This window comes from Deinococcus apachensis DSM 19763, assembly GCF_000381345.1.
GTDB classification, from domain to species: domain Bacteria; phylum Deinococcota; class Deinococci; order Deinococcales; family Deinococcaceae; genus Deinococcus; species Deinococcus apachensis.
Genome location: NZ_KB906402.1, coordinates 33,379 through 46,857 on the forward strand (window position 1 = coordinate 33,379; position 13,479 = coordinate 46,857).

Annotated in this window: 12 protein-coding genes; 2 read left to right on the forward strand and 10 right to left on the reverse strand. The window is 71.9% G+C overall.

From position 1 onward, the window contains the following. Window positions 1–93: 93 nt before the first annotated feature. The 3 genes from F784_RS0109965 to F784_RS0109975 all read right to left on the reverse strand — a co-directional run bounded on the left by F784_RS0109965 (window position 94) and on the right by F784_RS0109975 (window position 4,062). Window positions 94–1,491 carry an alpha/beta hydrolase family protein gene (locus F784_RS0109965; RefSeq protein ID WP_019586585.1) on the reverse strand — a complete coding sequence of 466 codons (1,398 nt, stop codon included), beginning with the start codon at window positions 1,489–1,491 and terminating at the stop codon, window positions 94–96. A gap of 268 nt (window positions 1,492–1,759) precedes the next feature. Next, on the reverse strand, window positions 1,760–3,286 hold the full coding sequence (locus F784_RS0109970; RefSeq protein WP_019586586.1) for a hypothetical protein: 1,527 nt from the start codon (window positions 3,284–3,286) through the stop codon (window positions 1,760–1,762). Further along, complete coding sequence (locus tag F784_RS0109975; protein WP_019586587.1) at window positions 3,283–4,062, reverse strand: ABC transporter ATP-binding protein; 780 nt, start codon at window positions 4,060–4,062, stop codon at window positions 3,283–3,285. Before F784_RS0109975 ends, F784_RS0109970 begins: the two co-directional genes overlap by 4 nt. 127 nt (window positions 4,063–4,189) lie before the next feature. On the opposite strand from F784_RS0109975, the gene F784_RS0109980 reads away from it, so the two are divergent. Then, entirely contained in the window at window positions 4,190–4,399 is a 210-nt protein-coding gene (locus F784_RS0109980) for a hypothetical protein (protein WP_157465165.1), read from the forward strand. A gap of 39 nt (window positions 4,400–4,438) precedes the next feature. Here the strand turns inward: F784_RS0109980 and F784_RS0109985 are convergent, their stop codons facing one another. From F784_RS0109985 to F784_RS0110000, 5 genes are all read right to left on the reverse strand, one after another. After that, window positions 4,439–4,705: a hypothetical protein gene (locus tag F784_RS0109985; RefSeq protein ID WP_019586589.1), complete on the reverse strand. Its 267-nt coding sequence runs from the start codon at window positions 4,703–4,705 to the stop codon at window positions 4,439–4,441. Window positions 4,706–4,797: 92 nt separating this feature from the next. Beyond that, a complete protein-coding gene (locus tag F784_RS22815; protein WP_019586590.1) occupies window positions 4,798–5,661 on the reverse strand; it encodes a peptidoglycan recognition protein family protein in 864 nt (287 codons plus the stop codon). Next, complete coding sequence (locus F784_RS27070; RefSeq protein ID WP_019586591.1) at window positions 5,658–5,891, reverse strand: hypothetical protein; 234 nt, start codon at window positions 5,889–5,891, stop codon at window positions 5,658–5,660. Before F784_RS27070 ends, F784_RS22815 begins: the two co-directional genes overlap by 4 nt. A gap of 54 nt (window positions 5,892–5,945) precedes the next feature. Beyond that, window positions 5,946–6,941 (reverse strand): peptidoglycan-binding domain-containing protein, encoded by a 996-nt coding sequence (locus F784_RS0109995; RefSeq protein WP_245557816.1) that lies wholly within the window; start codon window positions 6,939–6,941, stop codon window positions 5,946–5,948. A gap of 161 nt (window positions 6,942–7,102) precedes the next feature. Further along, the gene (locus tag F784_RS0110000; protein ID WP_019586593.1) at window positions 7,103–8,200 is read right to left on the reverse strand and encodes a DHH family phosphoesterase; all 1,098 of its coding nucleotides are present in this window, start codon (window positions 8,198–8,200) and stop codon (window positions 7,103–7,105) included. A 121-nt stretch (window positions 8,201–8,321) separates the two neighbouring features. Here F784_RS0110000 and F784_RS27560 point away from each other — a divergent pair, with 121 nt between their 5' ends. After that, the gene (locus tag F784_RS27560) at window positions 8,322–11,018 is read left to right on the forward strand and encodes a GAF domain-containing sensor histidine kinase (RefSeq protein ID WP_169405671.1); all 2,697 of its coding nucleotides are present in this window, start codon (window positions 8,322–8,324) and stop codon (window positions 11,016–11,018) included. Between the two features lie 448 nt (window positions 11,019–11,466). Here the strand turns inward: F784_RS27560 and F784_RS27565 are convergent, their stop codons facing one another. Then, window positions 11,467–12,324, reverse strand: a complete 858-nt coding sequence (locus tag F784_RS27565) for a sensor domain-containing diguanylate cyclase (RefSeq protein ID WP_019586595.1) — start codon at window positions 12,322–12,324, stop codon at window positions 11,467–11,469. Next, window positions 12,321–13,436: an EAL domain-containing protein gene (locus tag F784_RS22830; protein WP_019586596.1), complete on the reverse strand. Its 1,116-nt coding sequence runs from the start codon at window positions 13,434–13,436 to the stop codon at window positions 12,321–12,323. The genes F784_RS27565 and F784_RS22830 overlap by 4 nt, the downstream gene beginning before the upstream one ends. Window positions 13,437–13,479 lie beyond the last annotated feature (43 nt).

Consider the following 13,479-nt stretch of genomic DNA (forward strand, 5'->3'; position numbering starts at 1 on the left):
CCTGATCGGCACCGCTCAACGCTTGGAGGAGAACCCCAACTTCGTCTTCTGGGTGAGGTTTGGCCTGGAAGCCCAGCCCCGCTCCCCTTACCCCTACCGGGGCTTCAGGTGGTACAGCTCGATCCCCAGGGCGCTGCGGGCCGGAAAGCCCTTCCAGTAGGTGTCGTCAGCCTTGGGCGTGCCGTCCGGATTGCGGCTGTAGACCCCGTTCTGGGCAATTGGGGTGGGCACGTTCAGGTAGGCGGCGGCACCTTCCTGCCCCTTGAGGCGGTAGTTCAGGAAGGCCGTCACGAAATGCTCGTTCAGGTTGTTCAGCCGCCCCATGTCCCAGGCAGGCTCGGCGTAGTGGCCGTAGTCCTCGGGCTTGTCCAGGCTGGCGGCGGGGGGCGGGTTGGGCGCGGAGTTGTGGCGGGCGTTCTGGTACACGACCATGTAGCGGTCGGAGTTCACGGCGTTCTCGAACAGGGCCTTCACGCCGCGCTCGTAGCCTGCCACGTCGTCGTGGTCCCCGACGATGAAGAGGGTCGGCACCCGGATCGCGGCGAGTCCGGCGGCGTTCCAGAAGCCGAACTCGGCGGCCGTGTTCACCCCGATGGACCGCACCGCCGCGTCCCCACCCCACGGCGCGAACGCCACCACCGCCTTGAGCCGCGGATCGACCCTGAAGTTCCCGCTCTGGCGGGCTTTCAGCGCCCCGCCCGGCACGAAGCCCAGCACCTGATCGGCGAAGCCCGCCCCGGCGAAGTTGAGCGCCCCGTAGCCGCCCATGCTGTACCCCACCAGCGCGGTGTTGTTCGCGTCCACCAGCCCGTTCAGGAAGCTGGTCCCCGAGGTCGAGAGCGCCGCCACGGCGTCCAGCACCGCCTGGTCGTCCTGCGGGCGGTTGAGCAGCGTGGAGGCGAAGGCCGCCTTGTCCGCGTGGGTGCTGTCGGTGTGGTCGATGGAGGCGACCACGTAGCCCTTGCTCGCCAGGTTCTCCGCCAGGTAGCTCATCAGGTAGCGGCTGCCCGGGTAGCCGTGCGAGAGGATGACGAGCGGGTAACGGCCACCTGTGGCATTCGGCGCGGCGTCGCGGGTCGCCCGGCCCGGAAAGGTGAAGGGCACGACCGGACGTTTGGGGTCACCGGGGCCGCTCCCCAGGGCGTCCTGGTACATCGTGGACTGCACCTGCCCGGGGGCCAGCGTGGCGGGATACCACACCTCGACGGTGAGGCGGCGGTCGTAGCGGGGCAGCGGATTGGGCGCCGGGGAGGTGGCGGCGGCCCGGGCGATGTCGGGCACGTCCTTGCGGGTCAAGGTCAGCGTGCGGACGCCCACCATATAGGGGCCGCGGGCGCTGAGTTCGGGGGCGTCGGGCCGGGGGTCACCGGGGTAGACGGCCTGGGAAACGGCTGTGGACGCGGGCGCCATCTGGGCCAGGGTAACGCCGCCGGACAGCGCCAGCAGCGAGGTCAGGGCGAGGGCACAGGAACGCAGGGGCAGATGGGGCATGGTGGGGACCTCCGGGGGAACAGGCTGGGGAAACGGTCTGGACGAGGGGGACGTGGTACCGTCTCGCCGCGCCGTCATTCAACGACCCTTGTCGACGACGCACCCGGCCCTGCCGTCCACTGAATTGCAACTGCCCGCACACTATATATCCCCTCGCGGGCGAACCATCTTGTCCAGTCCTTGAGGGTGCGGGACGAGGATCATCTTTCGCCGACAAGCCGACGCCCGGTTGCTCGTTGCCTGAAGAACTGGGGCAGGTCCGTTCCCCTCACCGCACGTCGCTTCGCCGCAGCCCGAACACGACCCCCAGGGCGAGGAGCGCCACCAGGAGGGCCGCCAGCCCCCACGCCTGCCCCCGGGTGGTCGCGTAAGCGGCGGCACTCAGGGCAAGCTGGAACACCAGGCTGAAGATGACGTTGACCAGGGGCCGCGCCTCCCTCTTGCGAAAGGCGTCCGCCCGCCGCAGGGGGAGGGGCTGCCACAGCACCATCAGGGCCGCGCCCCCGGTGCCCAGCAGCACCAGCCCCAGGAGGGGCAGGCCGGACGGGGCGCCCGGGCCGAGGACCCCCCGCGCCGCCAGCGAGAGGAGGGCCAGGGTGCCCAGCAGGGCCGGGGGCAGGGCGGCGGCCAGCCACTTCTCGCGCCGCAGGGCGGCCGGGCTGCGGGGCGCCGAGACGAGCAGGTCGGGGGCGTCCTCGGCGTCCAGGGTGAGGCGGGCGAGGCTGGAGGCGAGGTTCGCGGTCAGGAGCACGGCAGCGGCCCCCGCCGCCCCCCGCACGCTCGCGCGGCCCACCGAGACGAACAGCGGGACCAAATACACGAGTTGCAGCAGGGTGCGCGACAGCACCTCCGGGTCGCGCCCGATCAGCCGCCACTCCTTGAGCAGCGTGGCCCGCGTGCCCGGGGCGAAGCGCAGGGGCCGCGTCCTTCCTCCCGGGCGTTCCCGGCGCCCGCCGGACTCGCCCGCCTCCTGCACACCCCGCGTGAACTGGCGGGTCAGGGCCGTCACCGTGCCCGCGAAGATCAGCCCCGAGGCCACGAGGAGGGCGAGCAGCGGCAGCGGTTCCAGCCAGGCCGCCCGGGCGGGGAACCACAGCGGACTCTGCGAACCCGGCCACCCCCCAACTCCGGGGGCAAAGCGGGAGACGGCGGCGAACAATGCCGTCCCATCACCCCCCGAAAGATTCCCCCACTGGGAGAGCAGAAACACGCTTGCGCCCAGCACGGCGCCGACGACCGAGGCGGCGGTCCGGGTGCGCCGCACCCCCAACCACCGCACCAGCCCCAAGGTGAGCCACAGCCCCAGGCTGCCCGCGAGGAGGGACGCGCTGGCCCACCAGCTCAGCAGGCCAATCCCCCGCCACGCTCCCAGCACGAGCAGGATCAGCAGGAGCGGGACGAGGATCAGCGCCGAGGCCAGCCCCGCCGAGAGCGCGACCCCCAACGCACGGGACGCGAGCACGGTGCGCGGCGGGACGGGCGAGTGCAGCAGCAGGTCCAGGTCGCCCCGGGTGAACAGCGCTTCCAGGGCCGCCCTCACCGCCGCCGAGACCATCACGGTGAGGAGAAACCCCTCGGCGAGCAGCACCGGGCCGAGCACGGGGTCCGGCAGGGGGGCATTCAGGTTCGCCCCCGCGAGCAGGGGCCGCAGCCCCACGTAGCCCCCCAGGGTGAGCAGCGCGACGATCACGAGCGCGGCGACCAGCCCCCGGCGCTGCCGCCCGCCCAGGCCCCGCCACTGCCACGCGAGCTGCTGGCCCACCAGCCACCTCAGGCTGCCGGGGGAGGCCCTCACGGCGTCTCCAGGGGGACGCTGGCCGGTGGGGCGTCCAGCCCGGTGAGGTGCAGGAAGGCGTCCTCCAGGCTCGCCGTGCCGGTGCGGGCGAGGAGTTCGGGCAGGGTGCCCTCCGCGACCAGCCGCCCACTGGCGATGATGCCGATGCGGTCGGCGAGGCGCTCGGCCACCTCCAGGATGTGCGTGGTCAGCACCACGGCGCCCCCACCCGCCACGAAGGCCCGTAGCGCGTCCTTGACCTGCCGGGCCGCGGCCGCGTCCAGCCCAGTCAGCGGCTCGTCGAGCAGCATCAGGCGCGGGTCGTGGATCAGGGCGCCCGCCAGCGCGAGCTTCTGCTTCATCCCGCGTGAAAAGCCCTCCACCCGCTCCGCGCGGTGCTCCCACAGGTTCAGCCAGCTCAGCAACTCCTCGGCCCGGCGCGCCGCCCGCTCCGCGTCCATCCCCCACAGCCCCGCGACGAATTCCAGGTACTCCGGGGGCGTGAGCTTGCCGTACAGCAGCGGGTCGTCCGGCAGGTAGGCGAGGAGCCGCTTGGCCTCCCGCGCCTCCCCCTGCACGCTGAAGCCCCCGATCCGGGCCTCCCCGCGGTCGGGGCGCGTCAGGCCCGCGATCATGCGGATGGTCGTGGTCTTGCCCGCCCCGTTCGGCCCCAGCAGGGCGTACAGCTCGCCCGCCTCCACCTGTAAGTTCACCCCGGAAACCGCCGCCCGCCCGCCGAAGCTCTTGTGCAGGTCGCGCAGTTCGAGGGCGGCGGGAGCCGACGGCAGGACACTCATGCCGTCCGGTACGCCGTGGATGCCGCGGGGGTTTCCACCGGGCCGAGGGTCAACGTCCGTTTATGGAGGTGAGATGTCCGCCGCCCTGCGGGTCTTCTACCCTCTGGGGGATTCGAAAGGAACAGGTATGACCGACCCCCAGGACATGACGGACATGGACGACAGCAGGCATCTTCCCGACGGAGTCACCGAGGAATACCGCGACATCACCGACGACGATCTCGTGGATGTCGGCACGAATCAGACGACGCTGGGCGAGGCGAGCGGCGGGATCGACGATCTGGACGACCGGCTGGACGAGGACCTGACCCTGCTGGACGAGAAGACGGGGGAGTGAGGGGGCGCCGCGCACTCCCCCCACCTCCCGATCAGCCCCTCACGCCTCCCGCTCCTGGGGGCACGGCTCGATAAACTCCACGTCGAGCCAATATTCCGCGTCCCCCAGGTCCGTCCCGCTCGCCTCCAGCCTCGTCTGCCACACGTCCCAGGCCGCCGCGCGCACTTCCTCATGGCAGCCCAGGTAGTCGGCGAGGACCATGCGCTGCTCAAGGGTGAGCCCGATCCTGTCCCCGCCCCGTTCGTGCTGGAAGGCGGTGTCGAGGAAGTCGGCAATCTCTCCGGGAGTCAGCTCGGTGGGGCGCATGCCCCACGCTAGCGCGTCCGGGGGAGGGGCAAAGCGGCAAGCCGGGAGGAGCAGGCGGGAAGCCGCAGCATCCTGTCCCCCCGTTGTCCCCTTCAGCTCACCAGCGCCAGCCAGGTGTTCGGCCCCACCACGCCGTCCGCCGTCCGCCCCTGACTCGACTGGAACCCCCGTACCGCGCTCTCCGTGCCGGGGCCGAACGCGCCGTCCACGGTGACCGTGTAGCCCCTGGCCCCAAGCTGGCTTTGCACCGCCCGGACGGCGTCCCCGCTGTCGCCCTGACGCACGGTGAGGATCAGCCGTTCCCAGGTGGCCGAACCGACCACCCCGTCCGGCGTGAGTCCGGCCCCCGACTGGAAGGCGCTGACCGCCGTTCCCGTGCCACTCCCGTACGCCCCGTCCACCGTCACGGTTTGGCCGCGGGCGCGCAGCAGGTATTGCACGCTCCTGACCCGCTCGCCGCTCTGCCCGCCGCGGGTGGTGGGCCAGACCCGCACGCTGACGCCCAGCCGCGCGGCCACGTCCCGCCGGAGCTGCGGCAGCCGGGCGTACAGCGCGTCCCCGGGGCAGCTCGTGTTCACGAAGTCGCGGTGACCGTACAGCTCGGTGGCGGGAATTCCATACTGCCCGCACAGCCACGCGCACAGGCGCACCAGGGCGTCGTACTGCGCGGCCGGGGACGTGGTGCTCGTGTAGGTCCCCTCGTTCTCGATGCCCACCGACACGTCGTTGAAGCCCTCGCAGTGGGCGCCGCGCACATGCTGGCTGCCACCCTGCGCCGCCTCCAGGCTGCGGTGACGGCCCTCCATCACGTACCCGCCCCGGCTGACCGTGAAGTGCTGCCCCGAGTCGATCCAGCCCCGGTCGAAGTGGGCTTGCTGGATGGACCGCGCGAGCGAGTAGCCCTGCGCCTGCGAATAGTCCGTGACGTTGGCTGTCGCCGTGTGGTGGACGATCACCCGCGTGGGCCGGGTGGTGAGCAGGGTGATTGCCTCCCTGGGGGCTGCGCCTTCCAGGTCGCGGTGCCCGCCACGGTGGGGGAAGTCACGGCGAGGGCACCCAGATCGTTGGTTCCCTCCGGCGGGCTGAGGACCGTCACCTTGTTCAGGCCGCAACTGGCGAGGAGCAGGCCGCCGCCCAGGGTCAGGCCCCACCGCAACACCTCGCGGCGGTTCGTGGGTGTGTTCATCTCGTCTCCTTGGGGAAAGGGCGGAACTTCACGTCAGCTCCGCCCAAGGTTTTCTCAGTTCCAGGCACAGTGGACGTGGTTCTTGTGCCCGCCCGTCGGGTCGTTGTAGGCGTTGAAGGTCTGGCTCGGGTCCGACCCGGCCGCGATGCAGGCGTTGCGCGCGGCGGTGTGGGCGCTGTTGGGCGACGAGAGGCTCACGCCGTTCCAGATGCCGATATCGAAGGCCAGCCCCGCGTAGTGGTCCGAGTAGGTCGAGTGGACTCCGCCCGCGACCGACGTGACGTAGAACGAGTTCCCAGCGTTCGCGAGGGCCAGCATGCCCTGGAGCATGGAGCGCTTGAGGTACACGGTCAGGCCGCAGTTCGCGTCGCTCGCGCAGCCACGCTTGGCTGCCAGCCCGTTCGCGGTGTCCACGATGTTTTGGCGCGGGTTGCCGCCGGAGGTGCTGCTGCTCGTGCCCAGCGTGATCCGGCCGCTGTTCAGAATCTGCGAGGCGAGGCTGGAGGTCGTGGCCGTGCCGCCCGTGCTGCTGCCAGTCACCAGGGCGTGCCAGGTGTTCAAGCCCACCACCCCGTCCACGGTCAGGCCGCGCTTACTCTGAAAGTCCCGCACCGCCGTGTTCGTGCCGCTCCCAAAGATGCCGTCCACCGTCACGCCGCTGTACCCATACCCGCTGCGGAGCTGGTCCTGCACCGCCCGCACGGCGTTGCCACTGTCCCCCTGCCGCACCGTGACGATCAGCTTCTCCCAGGTGTTGCCGCCCACGATGCCGTCCACCGTCAGGCCGCTCGCGCGCTGGAAGTTCCGCACCGCCGTGTCCGTCCCGCTGCCGAAGGCGCCGTCCACGCTGAGGATCTGCCCTGCGTGGCGCAGCAGGTATTGCAGGGTCACCACGTCGCGGCCCGAATCCCCCTGCCGCAGGGCCTGCCAGCTCAGCACCGACTGCGCGCCCAGCGTCCCGGAGGGAATGGCGGCGACCGGCGCGGTGTTCTGTGCCCCGCACGCCGCCAGGACCAGGGCCAGGCCGACCAGCATCCAACTTCTTTGCATAAGGCTCCCTTCCCACCCCCTGTGGGGTGGAACGCGTTGACGTTTTGCTGCCCCGGTCACCTTAAACGGCCACCTGTGATGAAGCGGGGCAGCGGGTTGGGACGGGGAGAGGCCCGGCCGCTGACGGAACCGGCGAGACTGCTGCCCCGAATGAATTCCTCTCAGCCGCTGCGGAGCGACTCCTCCACCCGCACGCCCTCGTCGAAGCCCAGGGCTTCCAGGACCTGATTGAACGCCCCGGGGGGAAGCTGACCGCCCGACGCCTGGTCGTGCCCGTGCCCGTAGCTGCCGCCCACGTCGCCCACCTCGATGCCCTGCAGGAGCGCGGGGAGGTTCAGGTCGGTGCGCGCGGTCCGCATGCTGAAGGCGACGGTGCCCGGCAGGTAGCCCGTGTTCGCGGCAATCACCGCGTGCCCGGGGAGCCGCCCCCGCCACTGCTGGGCGATCAGCGGGTGGATCTGCGCCCCCGAATGCAGCCGGAGCAGGGCATATGGCCCCGTGGCGCTGAACCTGGGGGCCGCCCGCCGGGCGGCGGCGAGTTCGGCGTTCACCTCTGCCCGGTAGGCGCGCAGCCGGTCCGCCCCATGTGCGTCGTCCGTCGCCAGTTCCTTCGGGCCAGCGGCCTTGAGCAGCAGGTTCAGCGGCGTCTCGATGTCGAAGGCGCCCGACCGCCGCGCCGCGTTCACGAGCGCCACGGCCTCATGCAGCCACTTGGCGGTGTAACGCTTCTTGATCCCGGGCAAGGCGGCCCAGGGCGCGCTGTCGCCCAGGTCGCCCAGCGTCCCCACCGCCCCGATCCAGGCCAGGTCCTCGATGTCCGCCAGCGGCGCGAGGAGGTCATACGCGAGCCACGCGCTGGTGGGAATGGGGTCCCAGGTGTAGCCGCTGACGACCGTGACGTTCCCGGTGGGCAGCCCGTCGGGCTGGTGGTGGTCCACGTACAGCGTCGGCACCTCTGCCAGGACGCCTCGGCTGTTCACCCCCAGGTCGGTGACGATGAGTCCTTGCGGGTCAAGCGCCCCCAGGCGCGCCCGGGCCTCGTCCGAAAAGGCCGACTCCCCGCGCCCGGACGGAATCACCCGCACGTCCCGGAAGCCCAGTCGCGGCAGGGTCCGGCCGAACAGCGCCCCCGCCGAGAGGCCGTCGGCGTCGAAATGGCAGAACACCACCACGCGGCGGGCCGGGTCGAGGGCGTCGAGAAAGGCCCGCGTCGCCGCTTGCGCCTGGGGCAGGGCCGTCTGGAGGGGAACGCCGCTCATGCCCGTGTTGTACCTGGGGCAGAGCGGGCCGACGCACACCCGGCGTGAGCCGAACCTTAACGCATCCCGCGAGGCGGGTGCTGGCCCTCTTTTCGCGCCAGGCGGACGGTATCGTGACTCCATGTCCCGCCCGCCCGGATCGTTCACCCTTCACAGTGAACGTTTGCAGGACGTTGCCGAAGCCCTGACGGCCGCCCGGACGCCGGAGGACGTGCTCGGCGTGATCCTCGCCGCCCTGGAGGCCAGCACGGGCGCCCTGCTGCGGGTGGAGGCCGGGGCGTACCGGCTGGACCTCGCGGCGACCCGCGGCGACGGGGTGGGCCTGCAGGGGCTATGGCAGGAGGGACCGCTGCGCCAGGAGACCCCCGCCGGGGAGGCGTTGAGACAGCGGGAGCCGCTCCTCCTGGGAGGCGGCGACCACCCGGAGGAGGAGACTGCCGCCGTCCTCCTGCCCCTGTTCCTCGGCGGGGAGCCCTGCGGCGTGGTCGCCCTGACCTTCACTCGGGAGCGCCACCTGACCGGAGAGGAGCGGCGCCTCCTGCAGACGCTCGCCGCCCTGGGAGCGCTCGCCCTGGGCCGGACGCGCGGGTCGGCCGCGCAGGAGAGAACGGAGGCGCTCGACGCCTTCGTCGCCTTTGCCGAGCGGGTGGACGGCGAGACGGACGTTCAGGCCCTCATCACGCGCGCGGCCGACGTGCTGAACGCCACCCTCGGCGAGGTCAGCGTGGCGTACTACGAGCCCGAGGGGGACCTCTGGCGGGCGCGGGTGTGGTCGGAGGAGGTCCCGCCCGACTTTATCGCCCGGATGCGCGCCGGATTTCCGAGGGATACCCCGCGCTTCGCGGAGGCGGTGCGCGGGCGCCAGCCGCATTTCCTCGCCGTCTGGGACCCCGTGCCGGAGAACCTGCCCGGCACGCGCGCCTACGCCGCGATGGCGACCTACCCGTACTTCCGGGGGGACGAGCCCCGCGCGGTGCTCTCGGTGGGGACGCCCGCGCGGCCCGGCTGGACGGCGCGCGAGCAGGCCGTGATCCGGGCGGTGGGCCGCAGCCTGGGGCTGGCGCTGGAGCGGGCCGAGCAGACCCGCAGGCTGGAGGAGGAGCGCGCGGCGCTGGAGGCCTTTGTCGCCTTGACCCAGGCGGTCGGGGCCGAGACGGACGTGCTCGCCCTGGCGGGGCGGGCGATCCAGGTGCTGCGCGCCACCTTCGCGCAGGGTAGCGTGGGGTACTACGAGCGCGAGGGGGACGTGTGGAAGGGCCGGGTGGGCAGCGGGGACAGCCCCGAGCCCCTGCGGCGGGTCATCGAGGTGGGGCTGCCGGGCGGGACGCCGATCATCGCGCGGATGCTGCGCGCCCGGGAGCCCGTCTTCGTCGAGGGCTGGGATGCGGTGCGCGAACACGTGCCCCGCTCTGGTGGGGTGGGCGCGGTCGCCTGCTATCCCCTGACCGTGAACGGCGAGGTGGGGAGCTTCCTCGCCGCCGCGCTGCACGATGCCCGGCAGTGGTCCGAGCGCGAGCGGGCGGTGTTTCGCGCGGTGGGCGACAGCCTGCGCCTGGCGCTGGAACGCACGGCCACGGCGGGGCAGCTCCGCGCCCAGAAGGACGAGCTGGAACGCCGCAACCGGGTGCTGGAGGCCTTTGCCGAACTCGCGCGCGACCTCGCCTTCGAGACGGACCCCTACGCGCTGGTGCGCCGGGCGCAGGAACTCGTGCTGACGCTGCTCCCACCCGGCTTCTCGGGTTACCACGAACTGGGGGACGGGCTGTGGCGCCTGCGGTCCCTGGTGGGCGACCCCCGGAGCCCGGGAGTCCGGGCCGCCTTCGAACACGGGCTGCCCTTCGGGGAGACCCGCAGCCTGTCCCTGCCGTGGGCGAGCGGCCAACCCCTCTACCGTGAGGTCCACGACCCCGATCTGGACGGCCAGCCGACCCTGACGGAACCCTTCGGCGCCGCGGCCACGCTCCCCGTGAAGGTGGGCGGCGCGGTGCGCGGCGTCCTGGGCGTGGGCCTCTTCGACCCCCATGTCTGGTCGGGCGCCGACCGCGCCGCCCTGGAGACGGTGGCCTACAGCCTGGGCCTCGCCCTGGAACGCGCCGAGCAGGCCCGCGAGCTGGAGGAGCGCACCCGGGCGCTCGCCGCCGCCAACGAGGAGCTGGAGGCCTTTGCCTACAGCGTCTCCCACGACCTGCGGACGCCCGTGCGCCACATCGGGAGCTTCAACGACCTGCTGCGCCGCAGCCTGGGCGACCACCTGGACGACCGGACGGCGCGCTACCTGGGGATCGTGGACGAGGCCACCCGGCGCATGAACACCCTGATCGACGCGATGCTCGACCTGTCGCGCACCTCCCGGTTGCCGCTGCGGCCCGCCCCGGTGGACCTGGGCGAGTTGGTGGCCGCCGTGCGCGCGGAGCTGGAGCCCGACGAGTCGGGGCGGCGGGTGGTGTGGCGGGTGGCTCCCCTGCCCCCGGTGACGGGCGACCCCGGCACCCTGCGTCAGGTCATGGTGAACCTCCTGGGCAACGCCCTGAAGTACACCCGCACCCGGGACCCGGCACAGGTCGAGGTCTGGGCAGAGGAGCGCCCCGGCGAGTGGGCCGTCTTCGTCCGCGACAACGGGGTGGGCTTCGACCCCCGCTACACCGACAAGCTGTTCGGGGTCTTCCAGCGCCTGCACCGCTTTGAGGAGTTCGAGGGCACGGGTGTGGGGCTGGCGAATGTGCGCCGCATCATCAACCGGCACGGCGGAACGGTGTTCGCGCAGGGCATCCCGGGCGAGGGCGCCACCTTCGGCTTCACCCTGCCCCGGCCACGCTGAGGCGGGCGGAATTCCAGCAACAGTCCGGTCAATGTGGGCGCCTTCTGGACGTAATCTTCAGGACGCCGCTTCAACACGCTGTGTTCAGTCCCTCTCCCCCTGAGGACTGGGTAATACACAAAAGCCTCTCGCTGAAGAGAAAAGGCGTGTGGGATGGCAAAAAGCCCCTCCCCCTCAAGGGGGAGGCCGGGACTCGCAGAGGGGGTGGGCGGGCCGGGCGACCAGAGACCCATCACGGTATTCAGGCACCCCCAGTTGGGCCACGACGGCAGGGCAAGCTGGTGCTTGCCACCCCTCTCCCGCAAGGGGAGAGGGAGAAAAACACGTGTCCATCGTGCTTTGTTCCCTACTTGTCCAAAAGTGCCGGGGAACCCGCTGCTGAGGAACTTGACGGGGCCGCACCACGCGGCCCGCCCCGTCTTCGGCCGCGAATGTTCCAGAGCCCGCCCTACCGCCTGGCCTTGACGGCGGCCTTGTGCTGGTACAGGCGCCGGTCTGCCAGACGCAGCAGCGACGGGATGTCCCCCGCCTCGGCCGGGAAGTGGGCGCAGCCCAGCCCGGTCCGCAGCTTGCCGCCCTCCAACTCCTCCAGGGCGGCGAGCACCCGCTGGGCCTGCCCGGCCTGCTCGGCGCCGCCCGGCAGCAGCACGGCGAACTCGTCCCCACCCAGGCGGAAGGCACTCCCGTCCTCTGGAAGGATTCGCTGGAGGCAGTCTCCGACCTGAATCAGCAGGGCGTCGCCCGCCGGGTGCCCCCGCCCGTCGTTGACCTGTTTGAAGTCGTTGAGGTCGAGCAGCACCAGGGCGAATCCTTCGCCGCAGCTGGCGGCCTCCGCGAGCCGGGCGTCAAAGGCGCGGCGGTTGCCCAGCCCCGTCAGGCTGTCGAGGTAGGCCAGGCGCTCAAGCTGGGCCTGCGCGGCGTGGGCCGCCGAGTAGTCCTCCTGCACGCCCACGAAGTAGCGCACGGCGCCCCCCTGCCGGATGGGGCGAATCCGCAGCCGATAGCGCATCGTGCTGCCGTCCTTGCGGTAGTTCAGCACGACCCGTGAGACGGGCTCGCCCCGGTTCAACGCCGCCCGGATGGCGGCGATGTCGGCGGCGTCGGTTTCGGGTCCCTGGAGGAAGGTGCAGGAGCGGCCCAGCACCTCCTGGGCGGTGTACCCCGTCTCGCGGGTGAAGGTCGGGTTGACGTACAGGATGCGCCGCTGCGCGTCCGTCACCAGCAGGCCGATGTCGGCGGCGGCGAGCACCTCCCAGAGCATCTCCTCGCCCAGATCGGCGGGCGCCGCCACGGGCAGGGCCGTCACCTCGCCGCCCAGAAGTGGGCCGCCTGCGGGGCGAGGCCATCCGGCCGGGGGGCGGGGCGGCCCAGGAAGTAGCCCTGCGCGTAGTCCGCGCCGAGGTCCACGACCATCCGCAGCTCCCCCTCGGTCTCGATGCCCTCGGCGACCACCTGGATACCCAGGTCGTGGGCGTAGCGCACCAGGGCCGAGACCAGGGGCACGCGGGGGTCGGCCCCGTGCAGGCCGCGCACGAGGTCGCGGTCGAGCTTCACCAGGTCGGGCCGCAGCTCGGCGAGGTAGGTCAGGCTGGTGTGCCCGGCTCCCAGGTCGTCGAGCGCCACCCGGGCACCCTCGGCCCGGTAACGCTCCAGAATCGCCTTCAGCAGCCGCAGATCGGGAAAGGCCTCGCTCTCGGTGACCTCGAACAGCAGCCGCGAGAAGTCGGCCCCAACCTCCCGGCAGGTCTCGAAGGTCGTTTGCAGGCAGATGTCGGGGTTGTACACCACCCCCGGCGCGAAGTTGATGAATAGCACCTGCCCCGGCCCCAGGAGCGGGTAAGCCTGCCGGATCGCCCCCCGCCGGGCGTGGGCGTCAAAACCCCGCGACTGCCCGTGCGCGGCGGCAGCCTCCAGCAGCGGCCCCGCCCCGATCAGTTGCCCTTCCCACTCGGCCCGCACCAGCGCCTCGTAACCGTGGACCCGGCCGCTCGCCAACTCCACGATGGGTTGGAGGTGAAAGCGCAGCCGCTCGCTCGCCGCCCCGAACCAGCGGCTCGACAGCCGCCCCACCCACTGCTCCAGCGGCGCGACGTGCCACAGGCCCCGCCGCTCCCCCATATGCGGGATGGCAAGCACGTCCGGGCGCTCGGTACCCGAAAAGGCGGCCAGCACATCCCCCAGGCGGTCGAATCCGGCCGCGGGAATCACGAAGGCGTCGTCCTGAGGCGTAAGCGGCAGGCCGTGGGCCGCGAGCAGCAGGGCCAGCTTGCGGTGCAGGTGGCGCGAGGCGGCGTGGACCGACAGGGCAGTCAGGGCCGAGCAGTCCAGGGGCTGCACCGCGTGGCAGTCGCAGGCCGTGAAGCCCGCCGCGTGGCCGGTGCTGGGGGCGGGCAGGGGTGGAACGGCGGAGGCAGACATCTCTCCCTGTTGTACGGCCCCCAGCCTGACAGCTTTCTCTCTC